17 protein-coding genes are annotated in these 23821 nt (G+C 66.3%); 11 read left to right on the forward strand and 6 right to left on the reverse strand.

Annotated features, from left to right (window positions below):
• Window positions 1-129 precede the first annotated feature (129 nt).
• The gene (locus tag GGI48_RS25170; protein WP_047305458.1) at window positions 130-1068 is read right to left on the reverse strand and encodes a LysR family transcriptional regulator; all 939 of its coding nucleotides are present in this window, start codon (window positions 1066-1068) and stop codon (window positions 130-132) included.
• A 179-nt stretch (window positions 1069-1247) separates the two neighbouring features.
• Between GGI48_RS25170 and GGI48_RS25175 the strand changes: the two genes are divergently transcribed.
• From GGI48_RS25175 to GGI48_RS25205, 7 genes are all read left to right on the forward strand, one after another.
• Window positions 1248-2561, forward strand: a complete 1314-nt coding sequence (locus GGI48_RS25175) for an MFS transporter (protein WP_179600503.1) — start codon at window positions 1248-1250, stop codon at window positions 2559-2561.
• Between the two features lie 19 nt (window positions 2562-2580).
• Entirely contained in the window at window positions 2581-3810 is a 1230-nt protein-coding gene (locus GGI48_RS25180; protein WP_179602122.1) for a Zn-dependent hydrolase, read from the forward strand.
• A gap of 9 nt (window positions 3811-3819) precedes the next feature.
• Window positions 3820-4845 carry a histone deacetylase family protein gene (locus tag GGI48_RS25185; protein WP_047305456.1) on the forward strand — a complete coding sequence of 342 codons (1026 nt, stop codon included), beginning with the start codon at window positions 3820-3822 and terminating at the stop codon, window positions 4843-4845.
• Window positions 4846-5188: 343 nt separating this feature from the next.
• On the forward strand, window positions 5189-7093 hold the full coding sequence (locus GGI48_RS25190; protein ID WP_179600505.1) for a sigma-54-dependent Fis family transcriptional regulator: 1905 nt from the start codon (window positions 5189-5191) through the stop codon (window positions 7091-7093).
• Window positions 7093-8811, forward strand: coding sequence for an ABC transporter ATP-binding protein (locus GGI48_RS25195; RefSeq protein ID WP_103739389.1), 1719 nt, complete (start codon window positions 7093-7095; stop codon window positions 8809-8811). Before GGI48_RS25190 ends, GGI48_RS25195 begins: the two co-directional genes overlap by 1 nt.
• A complete protein-coding gene (locus GGI48_RS25200; protein ID WP_179600507.1) occupies window positions 8801-9484 on the forward strand; it encodes a S8 family serine peptidase in 684 nt (227 codons plus the stop codon). The genes GGI48_RS25195 and GGI48_RS25200 overlap by 11 nt, the downstream gene beginning before the upstream one ends.
• Window positions 9469-10788, forward strand: coding sequence for an NAD(P)/FAD-dependent oxidoreductase (locus GGI48_RS25205; protein ID WP_179600509.1), 1320 nt, complete (start codon window positions 9469-9471; stop codon window positions 10786-10788). Before GGI48_RS25200 ends, GGI48_RS25205 begins: the two co-directional genes overlap by 16 nt.
• Before the next feature lie 143 nt (window positions 10789-10931).
• Here GGI48_RS25205 and GGI48_RS25210 read toward each other — a convergent pair whose 3' ends face one another.
• From GGI48_RS25210 to GGI48_RS25220, 3 genes are all read right to left on the reverse strand, one after another.
• Window positions 10932-12851: an amidohydrolase gene (locus GGI48_RS25210; RefSeq protein ID WP_179600511.1), complete on the reverse strand. Its 1920-nt coding sequence runs from the start codon at window positions 12849-12851 to the stop codon at window positions 10932-10934.
• 187 nt (window positions 12852-13038) lie between these two features.
• Entirely contained in the window at window positions 13039-14529 is a 1491-nt protein-coding gene (locus tag GGI48_RS25215) for an aldehyde dehydrogenase (protein ID WP_179600513.1), read from the reverse strand.
• A gap of 203 nt (window positions 14530-14732) precedes the next feature.
• Window positions 14733-15311, reverse strand: a complete 579-nt coding sequence (locus GGI48_RS25220) for a DUF4337 domain-containing protein (protein WP_016964495.1) — start codon at window positions 15309-15311, stop codon at window positions 14733-14735.
• Between the two features lie 535 nt (window positions 15312-15846).
• Between GGI48_RS25220 and GGI48_RS25225 the strand changes: the two genes are divergently transcribed.
• Both GGI48_RS25225 and GGI48_RS25230 read left to right on the forward strand, forming a co-directional pair.
• On the forward strand, window positions 15847-17019 hold the full coding sequence (locus GGI48_RS25225; protein WP_179600515.1) for an NAD(P)/FAD-dependent oxidoreductase: 1173 nt from the start codon (window positions 15847-15849) through the stop codon (window positions 17017-17019).
• On the forward strand, window positions 17016-17906 hold the full coding sequence (locus GGI48_RS25230) for a sigma-70 family RNA polymerase sigma factor (RefSeq protein ID WP_179600517.1): 891 nt from the start codon (window positions 17016-17018) through the stop codon (window positions 17904-17906). The genes GGI48_RS25225 and GGI48_RS25230 overlap by 4 nt, the downstream gene beginning before the upstream one ends.
• Here the strand turns inward: GGI48_RS25230 and GGI48_RS25235 are convergent.
• Entirely contained in the window at window positions 17890-18558 is a 669-nt protein-coding gene (locus tag GGI48_RS25235; RefSeq protein WP_179600519.1) for an HAD family hydrolase, read from the reverse strand. The genes GGI48_RS25230 and GGI48_RS25235 overlap by 17 nt on opposite strands.
• A 101-nt stretch (window positions 18559-18659) precedes the next feature.
• Window positions 18660-20315: a WG repeat-containing protein gene (locus GGI48_RS25240; protein WP_179600521.1), complete on the reverse strand. Its 1656-nt coding sequence runs from the start codon at window positions 20313-20315 to the stop codon at window positions 18660-18662.
• Window positions 20316-20726: 411 nt separating this feature from the next.
• Between GGI48_RS25240 and peaA the strand changes: the two genes are divergently transcribed.
• The gene (peaA, locus tag GGI48_RS25245; RefSeq protein WP_179600523.1) at window positions 20727-22307 is read left to right on the forward strand and encodes a quinohemoprotein amine dehydrogenase subunit alpha; all 1581 of its coding nucleotides are present in this window, start codon (window positions 20727-20729) and stop codon (window positions 22305-22307) included.
• 79 nt (window positions 22308-22386) lie between these two features.
• Window positions 22387-23820: a quinohemoprotein amine dehydrogenase maturation protein gene (peaB, locus tag GGI48_RS25250; RefSeq protein ID WP_179600525.1), complete on the forward strand. Its 1434-nt coding sequence runs from the start codon at window positions 22387-22389 to the stop codon at window positions 23818-23820.
• Window position 23821 lies beyond the last annotated feature (1 nt).

Raw genomic sequence — 23821 nt, forward strand, 5'->3', positions numbered from 1 at the left:
GCCCATCGGCCTGGCCCATCCTCGCCCCGTCGTTCACAACTGGCGCATCCACAAGGCCTGCGTGACTGCCTATTGCTCAAGGGCGTGGAGCGCCTCCCGGGCCATTGAGTGAGCGAAAGTTCTGTCGGTTCAAATCGAAGGGCCAAGGCACTCCTGCAACCGTTCGAGAAACAGCACCTCGGCCCGGCTCATGCGCTGTTCACGGTTCCACAGCAGGTGGATGTCGACATCGGCGATGCCGTCTTCGGGTGGCAGGCGCCACAGCAGCCCGGCCTCGGTGTCGGCTGCCACCACATGCTCCGGCAGGCAGCCGATGCCAAAGCCGGCGATTACCAGGCGGCGCACTTCTTCCAGGCTGGGGGAGGAGGCGACGATGCGCCCGCTGAACCCCTGCTGATCACGAAAGATCGTCAGCGGCGAGAGCATGCCGCCGATCTGGTCGCTGGTGAAACTGACGAAGTTCTCCCCTTGCAGGTCGCCCTCGGCCACGTCCCGCCGGCCAAACAGCGGATGGTGCTTGCCGCAGAAGAACGCATAGCGCTGACGCAGGAACAGCCGCTGCTCCAGGCGCGGCTGCGGCCGCCGGTTGAGGCTCAGGCCCAGGGTCGCGGTCTTTTCCTGCAGGGCACTGACAATGTCCGAGCTGCGCATCACCTCCACTTCCAGGTCGACCCGTGGGTGCTGGCGATGAAAATCCGCCAGGAAGTCATCGAAGCGCTCGTTGCAGATCCGGCTGATGATCAGCAGCCGCACCTTGCCGATCACCTCGTCGGCGGGTTGCTCCAGCACGCTACTGACCTGGGACATCTGGCCGTAGATCTCGCCAGCCAGGGCAAAGATCTGCTCGCCCACTTCGGTCAGGGCAAAGCGCGGCCCGCGCCGGGCAATCAATTGCCGGCCCAATTGTTCCTCCAGGCGCTTGAGGGCCTGGCTCACCGCCGGCTGGGTCAGGTGCAGGCGCGCCGCCGCGCGGCTGATGCTCAGCTCCTGGCCGATCACCCGAAAGGTGCGCAGCAGGTTCCAGTCGAGGCGGTCATTGAGCAGGCGGCGGGCATCGCGGTCGGACATGGCAGTGGCTCTGGATCGGGCTGTGGGCGAATAATAAGCCAGGATAATAATCGAGATAACCAATAGAAAATTGACTGATCATCGCCCGAAACGGATAAATCCATCCCAGACAGGTGCCAGCAAAAAGCCCCTGCGCCAGACCCTTTCTCCTGCCAGAACAATAACCAAGGGAGCCCACCATGAAGCCTTCCGCTTCGCCCCAGCCACGCCGTGCTGCGGCCGCCGCTTTTATCGGCACCATGATCGAGTGGTACGACTTCTACATCTACGCCACCGCCGCGGCGCTGGTGTTCGGTGCCTTGTTCTTCCCCTCCGACGACCAGCTGTTCAGCACCATGGCGGCCTTCGGCACCTTTGCCGTGGGCTTTTTCGCCCGGCCGCTGGGGGGCATCATCTTTGGCCATGTCGGCGACCGCATCGGCCGCAAGAAATCCCTGGTGATTACCCTGCTGATGATGGGCGTGGTCACGGTGTGCATCGGCCTGCTGCCGACGTATGCCCAGATCGGCGCCCTGGCGCCGGTGCTGCTGATCCTGCTGCGCATTGTCCAGGGTATTGCCGTGGGCGGTGAGTGGGGCGGGGCGGTGTTGATGGCCGGCGAGCATGCGCCCAAGGGCCGGCGCAACTTCTTCGCCTCCTTCGCCCAGCTCGGCAGCCCGGCGGGGTTGATCCTCTCGTTGCTGGCCTTCAGCGCCGTGACCCGTCTGCCGGAAGACGCCCTGATGAGTTGGGGCTGGCGCCTGCCGTTCCTGGCCAGTGCTCTGTTGCTGCTGGTGGGCCTGGCGATTCGCCTGGGGGTCAACGAGTCGCCGGAGTTCCTCGCCAGCCGCGAGCAGGCAGCCAAGTCGCTACGCAAGGAGCAGGCGCCGGTGATGGAAGTGCTGCACAGCGCCTGGCGCCCCTTGCTGCTGTGCATTGGCGCCAACACCCTGGGGATCGCCGGGGTGTATTTCACCAACACCTTCATGATTGCCTACACCACCCAGCAGCTGGAGATCCCCCGTTCGCTGATCCTCGAATGCCTGTTCGTGGTGGCGATCATCCAGTTCTGCATCCAGCCCCTGGCGGCCTGGACCGCGGAGAAAATCGGCGCCACGCGTTTTCTCTGCCTGATGTCGCTGCTGGCCATGGCCTCGCCCTATCCGATGTTCGTGCTGGTGAGTTCCGGCCAGACGCCGCTGATGATCCTCGGCATCGCCCTGGCGGTGGTGTGCATGGCGTCTTTCTATGCGGTGATCGCCGGTTACGTCAGCGGCATGTTCGCAACCCGGGTGCGCTACACCGCGATTTCCCTGGCCTATCAGGTCTGCGGCGCCCTGGCCGGTGGCCTGACGCCGCTGATCGGCACCTGGCTGGCCCACCGCTTCAGTGGCCAGTGGTGGCCAATGGCGCTGTTCTACAGCCTGATCGCCGCGATATCGCTGCTCTGCGTACTGGCCCTGGCGCGCCGGCATGCCACTGCCCGGCGCCTGGAAATGGCCGCCAACGCCTGATTTTCTGGAGAACCTGATGATGTTGAAAAGCAATGGCGAGCGCCTCTGGGCGAGCCTAATGGCCATGGCCGAAATCGGTGCCACGGCCCGTGGCGGCAGCTACCGCCTGGCCCTGAGCGATGAAGACCGGGCCGGTCGCGAACTGTTTGCCCACTGGTGCAGCGAGGCCGGTCTGAGCCTGAGTGTCGATCCGATCGGCAACCTGTTTGCCCGACGTCCCGGCTGCGACCCCGATGCGGCCCCGGTGATGATGGGCAGCCACCTCGACACCCAGCCCGAAGGCGGGCGCTTCGATGGCGTGTACGGGGTGCTGGCCGGCCTGGAAGTGGTGCGCCGCCTCAATGACCTGGGGATCCAGACCCGCAAGCCCCTGGAAGTGGCGGTCTGGACCAACGAGGAGGGCGCGCGCTTCACCCCGGCGATGTTCGGCTCGGCAGTGTTCACCGGAGTCATGTGCCTGGACGCCGCCCTGGCGGTGCGCGACGCCGAGGGCATCAGCGTCGCCCAGGCCCTGCAGCGCAGCGGTTACGCCGGTAGCCGGCCCCTGGGAGGAGCGGTGGATGCCTACTTCGAGGCGCACATCGAACAGGGGCCGATCCTTGAAAATAACGCCAAGAGCATCGGCGTGGTCAGTGGCGGCCAGGCGATCCGCTGGCTCGACGTGCAGGTCGAGGGCCAGGCGGCCCACGCCGGCACCACGCCCATGGCATTGCGCAGGGATGCGCTGTATGGCGCGGCGCAGATGATCCTCGCGGTGGAGCAGGTGGCGGCGGATTTCGCCCCCCAGGGCCTGACCACCGTGGGCGAGCTGAGCATCGCCAAGTCCTCGCGCAACACCATTCCCGGGTTGCTGAATTTCACCGTCGACCTGCGCCATCACCAGGACCAGCAGATCGCCGCCATGCAACGGCAGGTCGAGGAGCGCCTGCAGGCCGTCGCCGATCAGCGCGGGCTCAAGGTCAGCATCAGCCAGCACTGGGTCAGCCCCGCCACGCCGTTCGATGCCGAGTGTGTGGCGGCGGTGCAGCAGGCGGTGGATGGCCTGGGCTACCCTCAGCAGTCCATCGTCAGCGGCGCCGGTCACGACGCCATCCTGCTGGCGCCCTACTGCCCGACGGCCATGGTGTTCATTCCCTGTGTCGGTGGCCTGAGCCACAACGAAGCCGAAGACGTGTTGCCCGAGGACGTGCGCCGGGGCGCCGATGTATTGCTTAACGCCGTGCTGGCCCGCGCCGGCCGGGTTGCCTGAGGAGACGCCATGCGCAGTTTTTTCCACCCTGAACAATTGCTGCACCATCCTCGCAGCTACTACTCCCGGGGCCAGATGCGCACGCCCCAGGAAGTTCCCGAGCGGGCCCGGCGCCTGGTCCAGGCGGCCCATGCCCTGGGCTTTGCGGTGTGCCAGCCGCAGGACGCCGGCCTGCAACCCTTGCAGGCGGTGCACGGCGCGGCGTACCTGAAGTTCCTCGAAGAAGCCTACCGGTGCTGGAAGGACATCCCCGAGGACTGGGGCGATGAAGTCATGTCCAACATCTTCGTGCGTGAGCCCAATGCCCTGCGCGGCATCCTGGCCCAGGCCGCCCGTTACCTGGCGGACGGCAGCTGCCCGGTGGGCGAGCAGACCTGGCGCTCGGCCTACTGGTCGGCGCAGAGCGCCATCGCCGGGGCCCGTGCCCTGCTCGACGGCGAGCCGGCGGCCTATGCCTTGTGCCGTCCGCCGGGCCACCACGCCCGGGCCGAGGCCGCGGGTGGTTTCTGTTACCTGAACAATGCGGCGATCGCCGCCCAGGTGCTGCGCGAGCGCTACGCCCGGGTGGCGGTGCTGGATACCGACATGCACCACGGCCAGGGCATCCAGGAAATCTTCTACGAGCGCGCCGATGTGCTGTATGTCTCGGTGCATGGCGACCCGACCAACTTCTACCCGGGGGTTGCCGGTTTCACCGAGGAACGTGGCAGCGGCGCGGGGGAGGGCTACAACCTCAACCTGCCCATGGCGCATGGCGCCAGCGAGGCGGATTTCCTCGCCCGCCTGGAACAGGCCCTGGCCGCGGTGAAGGATTTTCATGCCCAGGTGCTGGTGCTGTCGTTGGGGTTCGATATCTACGAGCTCGATCCGCAAAGCAAGGTCGCGGTGACCCGCGACGGTTTCGCCATGCTTGGCCAGCGCATCCGCAGCCTTGGCCTGCCGTGCCTGATCGTTCAGGAAGGCGGTTACCACCTGGACAGCCTGGAAGACAACGCCCGCGCCTTCTTTGCCGACAGCGCCGCTTGGGCCTTGTAGGCACCACGCCCCCTTGCCGACGAAAGAGCCCTCATCCCGCCCCTGCCTCAAGGCCCTGGTTGGCTGGCAAGCCAGCGCCTCGCGGTGAGGGCGGGTGGGGGGGCGAACGGCACTTGCCATTTGCTTGACGTAAACGTCAAGATGCCCGAGCGTCAGCGCCGGCTGGCGCAGGTTTTGCTTGATCTTCAAGGAAATGCAAAGCAATGCAGGGCGACCCGCTGATCCGGGTCACACCCCTTTACTGCCCCCTGAACCCGGTGTAGACATTGACCACGGCTTGCGTGCCTCGCGCAATCCAAGGGACTGGAGCGGGTACAGCGGGCGGACCGATTCGGAGCGCTTGATGACTCTTATAAAAACAATAAAGGGTGAGCAGCAACACGAAGCCCGGCTGGCCCGGGAACGGCTGCACTTGGAAGGCGAGATCCCCGACGGGGTCCTGCGTGCGGAAATCGATGCTTCATGGCGGCGCAGCCTGAGCCATGGCGTGCACTTTGGCAGCCAGCATCAACTGACCCTGGAATCCAGCGCCAGCCTCGAAGTGCTGCTGGCCAGCAACCGTCTGTTGCTGGACGCGGCGCTCCCGGCCATCGACTACCTGAACCAGCATCACGGCAAGGACGGCCTGATCATCCTGGCCAATGCCGACGCCACCATCCTGGCCATCGAAGGCCGCGCCGACCGGCTCAAAAACAGCGGCGTGCAGGACATCACCCTCGGCGCCTGCTGGAGCGAAGCCACCCGTGGCACCAACGCCCTGGGCACGGCCCTGGTGGAAGCCCGACCGACCCTGATCGATTGCGGTGAGCATTACCTGGATCGCCTCAGCCATTTCTCCTGCACCTCGGTGCCGATCCAGTGCCCCCAGGGCGAGATCCTCGGCGTTCTTGACCTGACCCGCGAAGGCCCTCTGGGCCGGGCCCAGGACAGCACCGCGCTGTTGTCCATGGCGGTCAGCCAGATCGAGGCGCGGGTGTTCCATGCCTCCTACCCGGAGCAGATCGTCCTGGCCTTCCACAGCCGCCGGCAATACCTCGAATCGCCGTGGCAGGGGCTGCTGGCCCTGAGCCTGGGCGGGCAGATTCTCGCGGTCAGCGCTCAGGCCTGCCAGTTGCTCAACACCCCGCGCGCGGCCCTGGTGGGCCGGCGCTGCGAAGAGTTCCTCGGGGTCGATGGCTTGCAGTTGCTGGCGCGCCTGCAACAAGGGGCGGTCGGTAGCTTGCAGACCGCCAAGGGCGAGCTGTTCTACAAGGCCCTGCGGGCGCCGCAACCGTCACTGAACCTGCACCGCGCGCCGCGCAGCGCCGCCAAGGCCGCGCCTCTGCCCCAGGACCTGGAAGCCCTGGCCGGCGGCAACAGCCGCTACGCCCGCACCTTGCGCATGGCCCGCCAGGGCCTGGCCAATGGCTTGCCAGTGCTGCTGCTGGGCGAAACCGGCACCGGCAAGGAAGTCCTGGCCCGGGCCCTGCACCGCGCCGGCAGCCGTGCCGAAAAACCCTTTGTCGCGGTCAACTGCGCGGCCATCCCCGAAGGCCTGATCGAGTCGGAACTGTTCGGCTACCGCGAGGGCGCCTTCACCGGCTCACGGCGCGGCGGCATGATCGGGCGCCTGCAACAGGCCCACGGCGGCACCCTGTTCCTCGATGAGATCGGCGACATGCCCCTGGCACTGCAAGCCCGTCTGCTACGGGTACTGCAGGACCGCAAGGTGGCGCCCTTGGGCGCTGGCGAAGAACAGGACATCGACATCGCGCTGATCTGCGCCACCCACCGCGACCTCAAGCAGCAAGTGCAGGACAAGGCCTTTCGCGAAGACCTGTTCTACCGGGTCAACGGCATCAGCGTGCTGCTGCCGGCCCTGCGCGAACGCGAAGATTTGCAGCCACTGGTGGACAGCCTGCTGGCCAGGCTCGGCGGCGCCGAAGTGAGCATTGCCGAGGACCTGCGCCGGTTGCTGGCGGACTACCACTGGCCGGGCAATATCCGCCAGTTGGAGATGGTCCTGCGCACCGCCCTGGCCCTGCGCGAAGACGGCGAACAGCAGATTGGCCTGGAACACTTGCCCGACAGCATGCTCGACGATCTCAACGCCCATGCCCGGCCGCCGACGGGGAGCATCCGCGAGAACGAGCTGGAGCTGATCCGCAGCGCCCTGGACAACCACCAGGGCAATGTCTCGGCGGCGGCGGACGCCCTGGGCATCAGCCGCGCGACCCTGTACCGCAAGCTCAAACAGTTGCGTTCCTGATGCGGCGCCTGATCACCCGACTGGTGGACAGCCGCGATCCCCAGGCGCTGAGCGCGGCCCTGGGCTGGCTCTACGGTTTTGTCCGGCCGCACCGGCTGGCCATCGGCGGGCTGCTGGGGCTGTCGGTGTGCGCCTCCCTGCTGGTGCTGGTGCAACCCTGGCTGACCAAGCTGCTGATCGACGACGGCCTGCTGGCCCGGGACTTTCCCCGGCTGGTGCTGATCGCCGGCCTGATGATCGGCGCCGGGCTGCTGGGCACCGTGCTCTCCGGGGTCAACCGCTACCTGCATACGCGCTTGTCCGGGCGCATCCTGTTCGCCCTGCGCGACGACCTCTACCGGCACTTGCAGCGCCTGTCGCCGGGCTTTTACGGGCAAAGGCGGATCGGCGACCTGATGTCGCGCCTGGACGGCGATGTCGCGGAGATCCAGCGCTTTGCCGTCGACTCATTGTTCTCCGCGGTGTCCAGCGTGATCGGCCTGGTGGTGGCATTGGCCATGCTGCTGACCCTGTCCTGGCAACTCTCGCTCCTGGCCCTGCTGCTGATCCCCCTGGACGTGCTCTGGCTGCGCTGGATGCGGCGCAAGGTCGAGCGCGATGTGCGCCAGTTGCGCGAGCGTTCGGCGGACATGTCCTCGTTCCTGGTGGAAACCCTGCCGGTGATGAAATTCATCCAGAGCGCCGGCCAGCAGCAGCGTGAAGCCCGACGCCTGCACGGCCTCGGCCAGGGCTACATGAACCAGTTGCTCAAGCTGCAAGTCACCGAGTTCTTCACCCAGGCGGTGCCCGGTACCCTGACCTCACTGTCCCGGGCCTGCGCCTTCCTGATCGGCGGTTACTGGGTGGTGCAGGGCACCTGGCAACTGGGGGCGCTGATCGCCTTTTCCACCTACCTGGGCATGGCGGTGGGCCCGGTGCAGAGCCTGCTCGGGCTGTACGTGGCGATCCAGCGCATGACCGTGAGCCTGGGCCGGGTCATGGAGCTGCGTGGCGAGGAGCCGGGCATCAGCAACCCCGAGGCGCCGCTGCCGGTGCCGGAGCAGGGCGAACTGCATTTGCATGCCGTGCACTTCAGTCACCCGGGGCGCGGGATGACCTTGCAGGGCATCGAAGCGCGGATTCCCTACGGCCGCAAAGTGGCGCTCAGCGGCAGCTCGGGGGCGGGCAAGAGCACCTTGATCGACCTGTTGCAGCGCCACCACGACCCGCAATCCGGGCAGGTGCTGCTGGGCGGCATCGACCTGCGCCAGCTGGACCTGACGCAACTGCGGCGGCGGGTGGCGGTGGTCAGCCAGGACATCGTGCTGTTTCGCGGCAGCCTGGCGGACAACCTGGCCTACAGCGTGCCCGACGCCAGCCGCGAGGCGGTGGCCGAAGTGGCGCGGCTGGCGCAACTGCAGAGCCTGATCGAGTCCCTGCCCGAAGGCCTGGACAGTCCCCTGGGCGAGCGCGGCCAGCAATTGTCCGGCGGGCAGAAACAACGCATCGCCATCGCCCGGGCCCTGCTGCAGGACCCGATGATCCTGGTGCTGGACGAAGCCACCTCGGCGGTGGACGAAGCCACCGAGCGCGAGGTGATCGACGCCATCGACCGGCTGTTCGCCGGGCGCACGCGCATCCTCATCAGCCACCGGCCTTCGACCCTGGCCGACGCCGAGCTGCGGTTCGAATTGCGCGAGGGCGTGCTGCACGTGCTGGAGGTGGCCCATGAAGCCTGAACTGCGCATTGGCGTGATCGACAGCGGCCATGCCGCGCATCAGCAGGTCGCGGCCGGGCGCCGGTTCTTCCTGCAAGCCGAAGGGCTGGGCGAGGGCCCGTTGCAGGAGGACGCCCTCGGCCACGGCAGCGCGGTCCTCCAGGCCATCGGCCAGCGCGCACCAGCGGCCCGGCTCTATGTGGCCCAGGTATTCGACCGGCGCGGGGTCACCAGCGCCGCGCAAGTCAGTGCCGCCTTGTACTGGCTGCTGGAGCAGCAGGTGCGGCTGATCAACCTGAGCCTGGGCCTGCGCCAGGATCGTGACCTCTTGCGCCAGGCCTGTGCCGCGGCCGAAGCCCGTGGGGTGCTGCTGTGTGCGTCCAGCCCGGCCCAGGGCGAGCCGGTGTTTCCGGCCAGTTACCCCGGGGTGTGGCGCGTCACCGGTGATGCGCGCTGCAGCGCGCAACAGTGGTCATGGCTGGACACCGCCCAGGCGGATTTTGCCGCCTGCGTGCGGGGCAGCAGCCCGGGGCAATCCGGCGCCAGCCTGGGCTGCGCGGCCCTGAGCGGGCATATCGCCGCCTACCTCGGCGCCCACCCGGGCGCCAGCAAGGCCCAGGTCCAGCAGTGGCTGCGGGACAACGCCCAGTACCAGGGCCCGGAACGGCGGACGATGCCATGCACACCATCCTGATCCTGGGGGCGGGACCAGCGGGGGCCGCGGTGGCCCTGGGGCTGTGCCGCCTCGGCTACCCGGTGACCCTGGTCAGTGACTGGCGGCGCTTTGCGGCCCTGGAAGGGGTGTCGCTGCGGGTGCTGGAGGCGCTGCGCGGCGCCGGCCTGGAGCAGGCGCTGGCCCAGGCCCTGCACCCTTCCCAGCGACAGGTGGCGTGGAACGGCGAGGAACATGCGCAGAACGTCGAATACCTGCTGGACCGCCCGGCCTTCGACCGTGGCCTGCGCGAGGCCCTGCGCGAGGCCGGGGTACAGCTGATCGAGGGCCGGGTGCTGGGCGTCAAGTCCAGCGCGGCCGGGCACCGGGTCCAGGTGCAAGGGCAGGGCGAGGTGCTCGGCGAGTTCCTGGTGGAGGCCCGTGGGCGTCAGGCGCCTGCGCTGGACAAGACCCTGCGCCAGGGCGCCGACAAGGGCCGGCGCGGGCCGGAAACCGTCAGCCTGCTCAACCGCTGGCAGGGCCCCGCTGGCCGCGCCGCCAGCGCGGTGTACAGCCTGGAGGACGGCTGGGCCTGGATGGCCCGGCGCGAAGATGGCCAGTGCTACTGGCAACTGACCCTGGATGTGGCCAGCGCCGGGCTGCCGGGCAAGGCGCAGTTGCTGGCGTACTGTCGCCAGCGTCGCCGGGCCTCGGCCCTGGCCCGGGCGTTGTTTGCCGATGGCGAAGAACAGCAACTGCACCTGCATGCCCGCAGCAGCACGGCGATCCTCAGCCCCCAGGTGTGTGGTGCCAACTGGCTGCGGGTCGGCGATGCAGCGATGGCGGTGGACCCTTTGTCCGGCAACGGCATTTTCCAGTCCCTGTCCTCGGCGTTGCAGGCCCCGGCGGTGATCAACACCCTGTTGCAGCGGCCACAGCGTGCCGCGCTGGCGCAGCGCTTCCATGGCCAGCGGGTGGAGCAGCTGTTCCTGCGTTTTGCGCGCATTGGCCGGGACTTCTACGCCGCTGAGCAGCGCTGGCCCGAGCAGCCGTTCTGGCAGGTCCGTCGAGGCTGGCCGGACCCGCAACCGGCGCACGCGGCCCCGGACTTTGCAGCCCTGCGCATCGAGCGTGCCCCGGTGTTGCGCGATGGCCTGGTGGATGAAGCCGAGGTGGTGATCACCCCGGACCAGCCCCTGGGGATCTGGCATGTGCAGGGTGTGGAGCTGGCGCCGCTGCTGCGGCGTTTGCGCAGCCAGGGCACGGCCCAGGCCCTGGCGCAGTTCAGCCCGGAGCAGGATCGGCTGATCCGCAGCTGGTTGCTGGCCCAGGGCTACCGACCCTAACTGCCCCCACGGGAACTGTAGGAGCGAGCTTGCTCGCGAACCGCGCAGCGGCCATCCACGACATCCGGCCCTTTTCGCCGGCAAGCCTGCTCCTACAACGTGCAACGGTGGCTTGAGCATCCCCCGGCTTGCATTGGCCGCAGTCAGTCTCCCGCGTTGAGGTACACCCGTTGGCCGCCTTTCCAGGTTTCGCGGATCTTGATGTCGCGAATCTGGGTGGCCGGGACCTTCTCGTCCAACGGGTTCTGATCGAGGATCACGAAGTCGGCGAAATTCCCGTCCTGCAGCGACCCGGTCCAGGCCTCGGCATGACACTGCCAGGCGGCGTCGTAGGTGATGGCTTTCAGCGCCTGTTGGCGGGTCAGGCACTCGGCTTCATTGAGGATCGGTTGCAGGCGCGGGTCGTTGACGAACTGCTGGTCATGATTGCGGATGCCCTCCATCTTGCGGGTCACCGCCTGTTCCATCGAGCGCAGGGGCCCCAGCGGGGTCACCGAATAGTCGCTGTGCAGGGAAATCCGCAGCTCGTGGTCCAGGGCCGACTTGCAAAGGTCGAGCATCTTCTGGGCCTTGCTCTCGAAAATGGCTTTGTCGAAGGCATAGCCCCAATAGCCGACATGACCAATCAGGAAGCTCGGTGACAGACCCAGGCGCTGCATGGTCTTCAGGGTTTTCGGGGTGAGCAGGGAGCAGTGTTCGATGCGATGGCGCTTGTCCAGGCCGCTCTGGCCCTGCAGGGCCAGGTCATAGGCCTGCAGAGTGAATTCGATGGCCCGGTCGCCGTTGGCATGGATCATCAGCGGCCAGCCCTTTTTCACCGCCGCGTGGATAAAGTCCCTGTAGCGAACCGGCAGTTCTTTCGGGGTGTCGTTGCCCTCATCGCACAGATTGAAGTTGCCCACCGGGCGATCGGTCTTGCAGCAGTAGTCCGCGACCTGATAGCCGGTCAACCCCTGGTTGGAACCGTCCGAGATCACCTTGATCGAGCCCTGATACAGGTGTTTGGCCTCTTCCCGCGTGACCGGCCGATAGTCCGGCAGCAGTTTGAGGGCGTCGAGCGAGTTGTTGCAGGCGGCGGCATAGCCGATCCGCAGCGTTCTGGGGTGGGTCAGGAAGTAGGCGTTCAACACCAGTTTCGACAGGGGATCCATCATCGCGTCGTACAGCAGGGTGATCCCGCGGCTGGCAGCGGTCTGGAAGAAGGTGTCCAGACGCTTGAAGATCTTCAGCATCTGCAGCTTCTGCTTGGCGGGAATCGACAGGATCCCGGCCACGATCTGGGTTTCCTGCAGCACACCGTTCTGAACCATGATCCCGGTTTTTTCATGAACCAGGTCCCTGGCCGCCGTGTTCATGTAGGCGCTGTGCATGGACGCGCTGATCAGCAGCATCGGTCGTTTGGCCTCGATGGTGTCCAGGTAGCCCTCTTCGGGCGTGTCGCCACATTGCAGGGTAATGAGCTGGTTCAGTCCCCCCGGCACCACCTTGAAGGGCATCAGCGCCGGATCGACCAGATGCCCGAGGACCCAGCTGGAACTGTCCTCGGGCAGGTTGCTCTGAATGGTTTCTTTCAGCCAGTTCCAGTTGTAGACAGGCCGCAGCCGCTGGCTGCGTGGGTCGCTCTGCGGGTCGCTGTCGAGGGGCTCGGGCTCGATGGCGCCCAGGTTCAGCCAGCCGTCCATGGCGCAGCTTTGCACGATGTGGGCGTGTGGCTCGACCAGGCCGGGCAGCAGGGTCTTGCCCTGCAGCGACTGCCGCTTGTACTCGATGCCCAGGGCCTGCATGCGGGCTTCGACAGCGGCCAGGGTGCCCGAGGCGACCACGTCGCCGGCATGGATGCCCAGGGCTTCTACCCGTTGCTCCATGTTGCCGTCGCGCAGGGGGTAGATGATGCCGTCATGAAAAACCAGGGACTCGCCGCTCGGATCCTTGGCGGTGCCATGGGCGGCGTTTGCGTGACTGGCGATGTAGCTGGCGGGGTCGAGGGTGTCTTTCAGTGCTTCCCAGACGGGGTTATGGCAGCCGCACTGGATGTAATCGTGATCATTTCCATTTGATCCCATGATGCTTTCCTCAGGTTTTCGGTGGTGATGAGGCGTTGTGGAGGGGGGCGAACCCGGGCCCTTCAAGGTGGACAGCGAGCCGGCTCGGGCTGAGCGTAGCAGCGCTTTGCCCGCAGGACAGGGCAGTCGTCGGGGGGCGCCGGACCACCTCCGGCGCCCCGGGTGGGGCGGTTGGCGCGGGTGCGGATCAGAGCTTGATCAGCACCGATTTCAGCTCGGTGTAGTGCTCGATGGCGGTATGGCCCATTTCCCGGCCAACCCCGGACATCTTGTAGCCGCCAAACGGCAGCGCCGGGTCCAGGGCGCTGTGGCAGTTGACCCACACCGAACCGGACTTGATCCGCGGGATCATCCGGTGCACCGCCGCCAGGTCGTTGGACCAGATGCTCGCGCCGAGGCCGTAGGGGCTGTCGTTGGCCAGGCGCAGGGCGTCGGCTTCATCGTCGAAGGGAATCGCCACCAGCACCGGGCCGAAGATCTCTTCCTGAACCAGGGCATGCCGCTGGTCGACATCGGCGATCACCGTCGGCTTGACGAAATACCCCGGGCCGAACTGCTCGCCGCCGCAGGCGATGGTGGCCCCGCTGTCGCGGCCCATCTCGATGTAGCGATAGACCCGTTCCTGCTGGCGCGCGGAAATCAGCGGGCCCATGTCGACGCTACTGTCCAGGCCATTGCCCAGCTTCATGGCGTTGGCGATGCCGGCAATGTCGGCCACCACGTTGTCAAAATGCTTGCGCTGCACATACAGCCGCGAACCGGCGCAGCACACCTGGCCCTGGTTGAAGAAGATCGCGCTGGCGGCCCCGGCCGCTGCGCTACTCAGGTCGGCGTCGGCCATGACGATGGTCGGCGACTTGCCCCCCAGTTCCAGGGTTACCCGGGTCATGGAGTCCATGGCGATCTTGCCGATTTCCTTGCCCACGGCGGTGGAGCCGGTGAAGGTCAGCTTGTCCACCAGGGGGTTGCGGGTCAGGGCGGAACCGGCGGTGATGCCGGTGCCGGTGACCACGTTGAACACGCCATCGGGGTAGCCGGCTTCCTGCACCAGCTCCGCCAGCTTCAGGGCGCTGAGCGGGGTTTCGTCGGCCGGCTTGAGCACCAGGGTGCAACCGGTGGCCAGGGCCGGGCCGAGTTTCCAGCAGGCCAGCAGCAGGGGGAAGTTCCAGGCGACGATGGCGCCGACCACGCCCACCGCCTCGCGGCGGATGAAACTGTGGAACTGATCATCCGGCATCAACGGCAGCGACACCTCGACGCTGGAGCCTTCGATCTTGGTCGCCCAGCCGGCCATGTAGCGCAAGAAATCGATGGACAGCTGCACGTCCATGGCCTGGGCCACGGCGGCGCTCTTGCCGTTGTTCAGGCATTCCAGCTGGGCCAGCAGCTCGGCGTCGCGCTGCATCAGGTCGGCGAGCTTCCACAGCAGGTTCTGCCGTTCCCGGGGGCGGGTGCGGGTCCAGGGCGAATCGTCGAACGCCTGGCGCGCCGCCTGTACCGCGCGATCGACGTCGTCCACCGTGGCCCGGGGCACCAGGCACAGCTGTTCGCCGGTGGCGGGGTTGCGCAGGGGCATGGTCTGGCCGTCGGCGGCCTCGACCCAATGGGCGCCGATCAACATGCGCGGGGCGCGCTGGATAAACGCCGTGGTAGCGGCGAGCAGGGGGGCAATAGCCATGGCGAAGCCTCTTGTTGTAGGTGAGGCAGGGGCTTTCGCAATGGCTGTGCCAGATTCGTGCGGGCGCCGGGGCCCCGCGATTGCGGGGCTTGGCGGGCAATGGCGAGGCCGGGCGTGCGGCGGTTTTTCGCAAACTGCGACAGCCGGTGAGAATCCAGAGACGGCTCGGCTCGCCGGTCTCGGGGCTGCGCGGCGGGGGTTTCCTAGATGTGCAGCCAGGCCAGGGCGCCCAGCAGCACACTGCCTCCGGCGGCGCCGTAGGCGAGTTTTTTCAGCCACTCCTTGCGGGTCAGCAGGGTGATGGCGGCCATCGAAATGGCAATCTGGATCGCCATCATTGCCTGGGCCCAGCGGTGGTGCTGGTGCAGCGCGGCTTCGGACTGTTCGTCCCAGTCCCGGGCCTCGGCTTCCAGGGCTTCGGCCTTGAGGCGCACCGCTTCCTTTTCCTTCTGGTAGCGCTGGGCCTCGATGCTGTAGTGCCCGGCATCGACCCCGGGAATGTGGGTCGCCAGTTCCGCCAGGTTCTGCCGGCTGGACTTGGCCTGGTAGTAGGCCCACTGGTTGGCGGCTTCGGTCTTCTTCATCGCGGCGTTGTTCTTGTCCATCGCCGCCAGGCTCTCGGTGGAGCCGGCCTGATAGCTCAGCAGTGCCCCCAGGGTGGCCATGATCGCGGTCATCACCGCGATCTTGCTGGCGAAGTTGTCATTGCGGCCGTGGGCGTGTTCGGTCACATGTTCCAGGTGCTTTTCGTGGGGGCTGGGCACTTCGAAGTCTTCAGTCATGGCGTCGATCTGGAGAGGGGGTAAAGGTTTCAAATTGTATCTGTGGTCATGGGCGGCGGCAGGGCTGGCGCGATTTCGTTCAGCTGGCCGACAGCCTGGGGCCCGCGCCCTTGCAGGGCGCACGCGCTGGCAAAAAAAAGCCCGCAACAAGGCGGGCCAAATGGGATTCGTTCAGGAGTGGCTCTCAATCTAAGGGTCGCGAGGTGAAAGAGCTGTGAAAAAAAGGTGGTCTTGAGGAAAAAGCGCAAAGGTATTTGTCCGAATCGCACTGGCTTTTAGGATCTGTCCGATAGGACCGCCCTCGGCAGCCACGTATATTCCTCCCTGCTCGCCCAGCCAAAGGGGGTACTTCGGCTTAGGTGCCACTGCCGAAGTGATGGGCGAGCACTTTTTCCCTTCTGTTTTTTCCGCGCATTTGCTACCTCCTCTCTCCTCGACTATTTCCCTGTTGCGTCCCGATCAGTTTTTTCCGGCGACGCGTCACATTCTCCGCTGCTGTTTCGTCTGGATGGACTTTCCGTAGATGGAGTCCGTCATGTCCGATCTTCCGCTTCTGATACTCGGTGGCAGCTATGCCGGCCTGCTGGCCGCCGCGCGTCTGCGCAAGAAAGCGCCCTCGGCGCGAATCCTGTTGATTGCCGATCAGGCGCATTTTCAGCAACGGGTGCGCTGGCACGAGGCGCTGGCCGGCACCCGGGTCAAGCGCGCGGCACTGGCGCCGTTGCTGGCCAGGGCGCGGGTGGAGTTTGTGCAGGCACGTATCGTTGCCTGGAACCCGGCGGCGCAGCAGATCGAGGTGCACACCCCGCAGGGGCCTCAAGTCATTGCCTATCGCGGTGTGATCTGCGCCTTGGGCAGTGTCAGCCAGGGCGCTGATCTGCCCGGCGCGGAACATCTGTGGCAATTGTCTTTCGACCAGCCGTTGGCCGAGCGCCAGGCCGAGCTCAAGCGGCTGGCGGCCTGTGGCGGCCGCCTGTTGGTGATCGGCAATGGCTTGAGCGGGGTCGAATGCGCCAGTGAACTGGCGCAGCGCTTTGCGGGGTTGCAGGTGAGCCTGCTCGGCCGCCAGCAGCCCTTGCCCGGCTTTTGCCCGCAAGCCCGGGAACATGCCTGCCGGCGCTTGCGGCAACTGCGCGTCAACCTCTTGATCGGTGAGGTCGACGCACTGCAAGCGGGCGCCGCATACCTGGCGGATGGGCGCCGGGTCGGCGCCGATCGGATGCTCTGGTGTGGCGGCCTGCGGGCCAATCCGCTGCTGTTGCACAGCGGCCTGCCGCTGACCCCGCAAGGGCGCTTGCGGGTCGGGCCGGATTTGCGGGTCGAAGGCTACGAGCACCTGTGGGCGGCGGGAGATTGCAGCGCGGCGACCCTGACCGATGGGCAGCTGTTGCGCCTGTCCTGCGCCACCGCGCTGCCCAGCGGTGGGCATGCCGGAGAAGCCATGGGCGACTGGTTGCAGGGGCGCCAGCCCCAGCCCTTTGCCTTCGCCTACGTGCTGCGGTGCCTGAGCCTGGGCCGTGGAGACGGTATCTGGCAACTCACCGATGCCCGCGATCGCGCACAACCGCGCTGGCTTGGGGGCTGGCGCGCGGCGTTGATCAAATGGATGCTATGCACCCTGGTCTGGGTAGCTCCGCGCTGGGAACTTAGCCTGGGTCGCAGGATTTATCACTGGCCTCGTACCGTGCTGGACAAGGAGTCGACATGAGTGACCTGCGCTTTTTTCTCGACCAGCGCCCGCGTCTGCACGCTCTGGCCTACCGCCTGCTGGGTAGCCTGAGTGAAGCCGACGATGTGTTGCAGGAACTCTGGTTGCGCTGGCAGGCCCTGGACCTGCAACCGCTCAATCCTCAGGCGTACCTGACGCGCATGCTCAGCAACCTGTGCATCGATCAGTTGCGCGGGCGGCGCCAGCAGGTCTACATCGGTCCCTGGCTGCCGGAACCACAACTGGACGAGCACGCCGCCAGCGACAGGCCCGAGGACTTGCACGGTCGTTGGCAGACCCTGTCCCTGGCGTTCCTGTTGGTGCTGGAGCAATTGACTCCGACCCAGCGGGTGGTTTGGGTACTGCGCGAGCTGTTCGGTTATCCGTTCGCCGAACTGGGCATCGTGCTGGGGCGCAGTTCAGTGGCGTGTCGCAAGCTGTTTCAACGGGCCCAACTGCGCCTGGCCGAGCAGGCCGGGCAGGCCGGGCAGGGTGCTGGCGAAACTGACCGGCAGTTGGCCGAGGACTGCCTACAGGCCTGCCTCAGCGGTGATACCGAAGCCCTGCTGCGGCTGTTGGCCAGCGATGCACAGTTGCTGTCCGATGGCGGCGGCCAGGTCACGGCGGCGTTGCGGCCGATCCAGGGAGTACAGCCAATTCTGCGTTTCATCCTTGGCGTGCGGCGCAAGTTCGACGCCGGCTTCAGTGTGCGCGCCGCGCGTTGCAATGGGCAGCCGGCGTTACTGGTGTTCGATCGGCAGCGGCTGGATCTGCTGCTGACCTGCGAGGTGCGCGGGCAGCAGGTGGTGCGCCTGCTGCTGGTGCGCAATCCGCAGAAACTGCGGAGCTTGGCGCAGGCTCTGCTGGGGGTTATTCCGCTAGATTGAGCCGGCGTCGGATCTCGGCCCACAGCAGCGGGTCGTCGAAGTCGCGGATCACCCGGTGGGCGCCGGCATCGAGCAGGGTCTGTGGTTGCTGGCTGGTGGCCAGGCCGAAGGTGCTGATGCCGGCGTTGACCGCGGCGGTCAGTCCGGGCACCGAGTCCTCGAAGGCCAGGGCCTGTTCGGCGGTGGCTTGCAGGCATTCCAGGCCGCTGAGGTAGGGCAGGGGGTCAGGCTTGGCCCGGGGCAGCTCCTCGGCCACCAGCACCGTCTGGAAACGCTCCTGCAGGCCCAGGACCTTGAGCATGTGTTCGGCGTTGGCCCGTGGCGCGTTGGTCACCACGCACACGCCGATGCCGTGCTCGGCAGCGAAGTCCAGCAGGCGCGGCAGGCCGGGCAGGGGCTTGAGTTGCGGGGACAGTTGGCGAAAACGCACTTCCTTGCGTTCAGCGAAGGCGGCATGTTCCGCCACGCTGCGCTCGGGGAACAGGTAGCGGCACATGTTGGCGTTGGCCTGGCCACTGACGTGGGCGGCGAATTCGGCCTCGGTGAACACCCGGCGCTCTTCTTCCCACAACAGTTGTTGCAGGGCCAGCAGGTGCAGGGCGTCGGTGTCGGTCAGGGTGCCGTCAAGGTCGAAAAGCAGAGCGTTGAGCATGGGACAGTTCCTCTCGGGCCCCATCCGGGCCGGTTGGCTGAATCGATCAAGCCCGCATCCTAGCAGGCTTGATCGCCACCGTGACCGGTTCGCCCAGGGCCTCAGCCCTGAGCGTTGTCGCCTTCGCCCTGGTCTTCTTCCTCGTCCGGTTGCGGGCAGTGGTCCTGCGGGTTGGCCGGCCACAGCACCTTGTCCTGGCCGTCACGCACCTGCTCGGCGCCGCATTCCACCTGGCTGACCTGGAAGCTCGGGGTGCCGTCCAGGCGGTACAGCGCCTTGAGGCTGCGGGACTGATCGTCGCCGACGCCTTCCACGGCATAGCCGAAGATCGCCCCGCGGGCTTCGTCCACCACCAGTTCCTGCCACTTGCTGGCAATCAGGCGCTTGCCCTTGAGGTCATACAGCGCCGAGGTGGCCAGGGGCGAGGTGTCGTCGGTGGCCAGCAGGTAGTGGCCGCTGGCGTCCAGGCGAATGTCGACGTACTGGCCCGGCTCCAGCAGCACCTTGCCGCTGGCGTCCATCAGGCCCACGGTGTGCATCTGCGTGGCCTGGCCGAACAGGGTGGCCTGCTTGGTCGGGCTGTTGGCGGTGCTGAACACGAACAGGTCGGCGTTGAGCGCGCCGATCTGCGCGTAGGTCGGCTTGAACAGCTCCACGCCCTTGTCCACATCGAAGATGCCGAAGGTGGCGCTGAACACGTTCTGCAGCACCGCGACCTGGTTCAGCCCCGATACCTGCTTGAACATCCCCAGGGGGCTGAAGCCTGCCGGGTCCGCCGAGTCATAGGTCGGTTGCACCTTCCATTGGCCCTGGCGGTCGATGAAGCCGGCCTTGCCGGAACTACCGTCGGCATTCTTGGCGGTGACCAGCGCGCCCTGCTTGCCGAACACCTGGCAGGTGCCGAACTGGGCCTGGATCACGGTCTTGCCCTGGAAGTCCATGTAGCCGCAGGGGCTGTCATATTTTTCGCGGAAGGCCACCAGGCCGTCGCCCGGCTCGCCCATCCAGTTGTAGGTGGCGGCGCTGATCAACTGGGCATTGGCATCGGCCAGGGCCTTGCCCTGTTCGGTGCTGACCACCAGATGCTGGTAGGCGAAGGAGTCGATGCTGTCGAACTCGACCTGCTTCTGCTCGCCGGTCTTGAGGTTGAGCGCCCACTTCTGCTCGCCGCGCTCGGCGCCCATCCAGCCGCCGCGCTTGGCGAAGTCGTCGCGCACCACGCTGCTGTCATACACCGCTTCGGTGATCACCTCGCCCTTGGCGCTGAGAATGCCGCGCTTGCCGCCGATCTCGTAGACGATGAAGTCATCCGCACCGCCGACATACAGGTCGTCGAAGCGCGGAGGCTGAACCTGCTTGCCGCTCTGGTCGATGATGCCCAGCTTGCCGTCCTGGCCGAAGCCGAAATAGCCCGGGGTCAGCAGGCGCAGGTCGTCGGTGAAGGCGGCCTTGAGGATCTGCTTGCCGTCGGCGCTGGCGAGGTTCCAGGTGCCGTCCTTGGCGAACAGGAAGGTCTTGTCCAGGGGCAGGGCGACCACGGCGTCGTAGTCGTTGTCGGCGCTCACCAGCACCTTGCCGTCCTGGTCCAGGACGGCGCATTCGCCGTTGGCGCAGATCGGCATGATCATGGCCGCGGGCGCCGGGGCCGGTGCAATGGCGGCCGTTTTGGGGCTGGTTTCTTCCTTGCAACCGACCAGGGTCAGGGCAGACAACGAGAGGATCAGCGAGCCGAGACGGGCACAGGCGCTTCTATCCATGAACTTCAGGTTCCTTGTAATGAGGGGAGTGCCGAGTGGCCCACAGAGCGGGGCCGGCAAAGCGCGGGTGATTTTGCGGCGGCGCCGGATAAATGCAAGGTCCAATTGCAAAGAAAACCACCGATGCAGTTGGTTCGGGCGCCGCTGTGGCAATTCGTGCCCCGCGCTGGGGTGTCTCAGACTGAGACGTTTGTCGCGAAATTGAACGTCGGGTAACAGCGTGGCGGCGTCCAAGGTGTGGTGTTGTCGCCTAAGTCATTGATTCGTTGTTCTTTTATAAGCTGGCACGCTCCGTGTATTGCTTACCCTCAGACGTTTCTCTTGCCTCCATGGCCGGTGTCGCCGGGCATGGCAGAAACCATAAAAACGACTCGCTAACAATAAGAAAGCACCGAGGGAGGTTCGACCCTGATGAAGAGAAAACTCCGCCTGAGGCTCAGCGCCAGCCTGCTGGCCATCGCCACCTGTACCGCCTTGCACGCGCCGTCGAGTTTCGCCGCCCGGGATGCCCAGAGCATCCTCAAGGAAACTTGCCAGGGCTGTCACACCCCCGAGGCCGGGGACGCCCTGAGCCGCATCAGCCACCAGCGCAAGACCCCGGAAGGCTGGCTGATGAGCATTGCCCGCATGCAGACCATGCACGGCCTGAAGATCAGCGACGAGGACCGCCGCACCCTGGTCAAGTACCTGGCCGACACCCAGGGCCTGGCCCCCAGCGAAACCGACGGCGTGCGCTATGCCCTGGAGCGGCGCTTGAACACCGTCGAGCATTTCGACGAGCAGACCACCCAGATGTGCTCCCGTTGCCACTCCGGCGCGCGGATTGCCCTGCAGCGCCGTCCGGCCCAGGAGTGGGAGCGGCTGGTGAACTTCCACCTCGGGCAATGGCCGTCCCTGGAGTACCAGGCGCTGTCCCGGGATCGCGAATGGCTGCCCACCGCGCTCAAGGACATGGTGCCCCTGCTGGCCCAGCGTTACCCCCTCGACAACCCGGCCTGGAAGGCCTGGCAACAGGCGCGTCCGTCGGCGGCAGCGCTGGTCGGGGACTGGAGTTTCAGCGGCCACCTGCCGGGCAAGGGCGAACTGGCCGGGATGATGAGCGTCAGCGCCGGCGAGGGCGATCAGTTCAAGGTCAGCGTCAAGGGCCAGTACGCCGATGGCAGCCCGTTCAATGGCCAGGGCAGCGCGATTCTCTACAACGGCTATGAATGGCGCGGCAATGTCACGGTCGACGGCGTGGTCATGCGCCAGGTGCTGGCGGCCCAGGGCAACGCCCTGCAAGGGCGGATGTTCGAGGCCGAGCACGATGAGCGCGGCCTGGATTTCATCGCCGCCAAACAGGGCAGCCAGCGCCTGCTGGCGGTGCAGCCGGGTTATCTCAAGGCCGGCGAGGAGGCCGAAGTGACCCTGGTGGGCGCGGGCCTCAAAGGCACTCCGAGCTTCGGCCAGGGGGTCGAGGTGGTGCAGGTGCTGGAGCAGAGCCCGGAGCGCATCCGCCTCAAGCTCAAGGCCGCGGCCAGCGCCCAGCCGGGGCTGCGCGAAGTCAGTGTCGGCAGCCTCAAGGGCGCCACGCTGGCGGTGTACCAGCGCATTGCCGAGGTCAAGGTGGTGCCGGCCTTCTCGGTGGCGCGGATCGGCGACGGTGGCGGTTCGACGCCCAAGGTCCAGGGCCGCTTCGATGCCGAAGCCTGGGGCCAGGGAGCCGACGGCAAGGCCTATCGCATTGGCCTGATGCCGGCGCAGTGGAAGGTCGAGGCCTTCGACGAGCAGGCGGCCAAGGATGAAGACGTCAAGTACGCCGGCAGCATGCAGGCCGACAGCGGCGTGTTCACCCCGGGCGACGCCGGGCCCAACCCGCAGCGCAAGATGTCCACCAACAACGCCGGCAACCTCAAGGTGATCGCCGCCGTGGATGACGCCGGCAAGGCCCTGACCGGCGAAGGCCAGCTGATCGTCACCGTGCAACGCTGGAACAATCCACCCATTCCCTGAGGGCCGTCGAGGAACCGCGACAGACACTTTCAGGCAATGACCGCAGGCCCCGACAGCGGGGTTTGCACAGGAGGTTGTGATGGGCGCAATTCTGAATCTGGTGGAGCGCAACCTGCATGAAGTGCAGGTCGACGCCGACCGCATGCTGTTCCATATCCCCAGCAGTTCGCTGTTTGCCAGCGATGCCCTGACCGGCAGCATCATCGATGCCCTGCGCGGCCCGGGCTGCACCCCGGAAGACTTGATCCAACAATTGGCCGGTGCCTACGACAGCGCCGACGTCAGCGACACCCTGCGCGAGTTGATCGCCCTGGAACTGGTCAGCGACGGCTCGCCCCTGACCCCGGAAATCGGCGTCAAGCGGGTCGAGCGCACGGCGATCAATACCGTGGTGCTCAACGTCAATACCGGCTGCAACCTGAGCTGCACCTACTGCTACAAGGAAGACCTGGACAAGCCCTCGGCGGGCAAGAAGATGGGCCTGGACACGGCCATCGCCTCGGTGGAAATGCTGCTTCAGGAATCCCCCGACGAGGAACGCTACACCGTGGTGTTCTTCGGCGGTGAGCCGCTGAGCAACCGGCCGCTGATCGAGGCCATGGTGGACTACTGCGAACGGCGCTTTGCCGCCGCCGGCAAGTTCGTCGAGTTCGTCATGACCACCAACGCCACGCTGTTGACCGAGGAAGTGGTGGACTACCTCAACGCCCACCGTTTCGGGCTGTCGGTGAGCATCGACGGGCCCAAGACGGTGCACGACCGCAACCGCATCACCGTGGGCGGGCAGGGCACCTATGACGTGGTGCGGCGCAAGGCGCAGATGCTCCTGGCGCGCTACAACAGCCGCCCGGTGGGGGCGCGGGTGACCCTGACCACCGGCGTCACCGATGTCGAGACGATCTGGGATCACCTGTTCAACGAGCTGGGGTTTGCCGAGGTGGGTTTCGCCCCGGTGACCTCCGGGGACATCAGCAGCTTCAACCTCAGCAGCGAGGAGCTGATCGAAGTCTTCGCCAGCATGAAACGCCTGGGACGGCGTTACCTGGAAGCGGCGCTGGAGCACCGCAACATCGGTTTCTCCAACCTGCACCAGTTGATCACCGACATCCACGAGGGCCACAAGAAGGCGCTGCCCTGCGGCGCCGGACTGAAGATGCTGGCGGTGGACCACAAGGGCGAACTGAACCTGTGCCACCGCTTCACCGGCTCAAGCTTGCCGACCTTCGGCAATGTGCATGACGGCGGGGTCAAGCAGGTGGAACTCAATGACTTCCTGTCCCAGCGCCTGGACCGGAGCAACACCGGCTGCGACAGCTGCCGCATTCGCAACCTGTGTTCCGGCGGCTGCTACCACGAGAGCTACGCCCGCTACGGCGATCCGGCGCACCCGACGTATCACTATTGCGAACTGATGCGTGACTGGGTGGATTTCGGCATCGACGTCTACAGCCGGATCATGGCGCACAACCCTGCGTTCATCAGCACTTACATCACTCCGCGCAAGGCCCACTGAC

It is taken from the genome of Pseudomonas protegens (genome assembly GCF_013407925.2).
Taxonomy (GTDB): domain Bacteria; phylum Pseudomonadota; class Gammaproteobacteria; order Pseudomonadales; family Pseudomonadaceae; genus Aquipseudomonas; species Aquipseudomonas fluorescens_AP.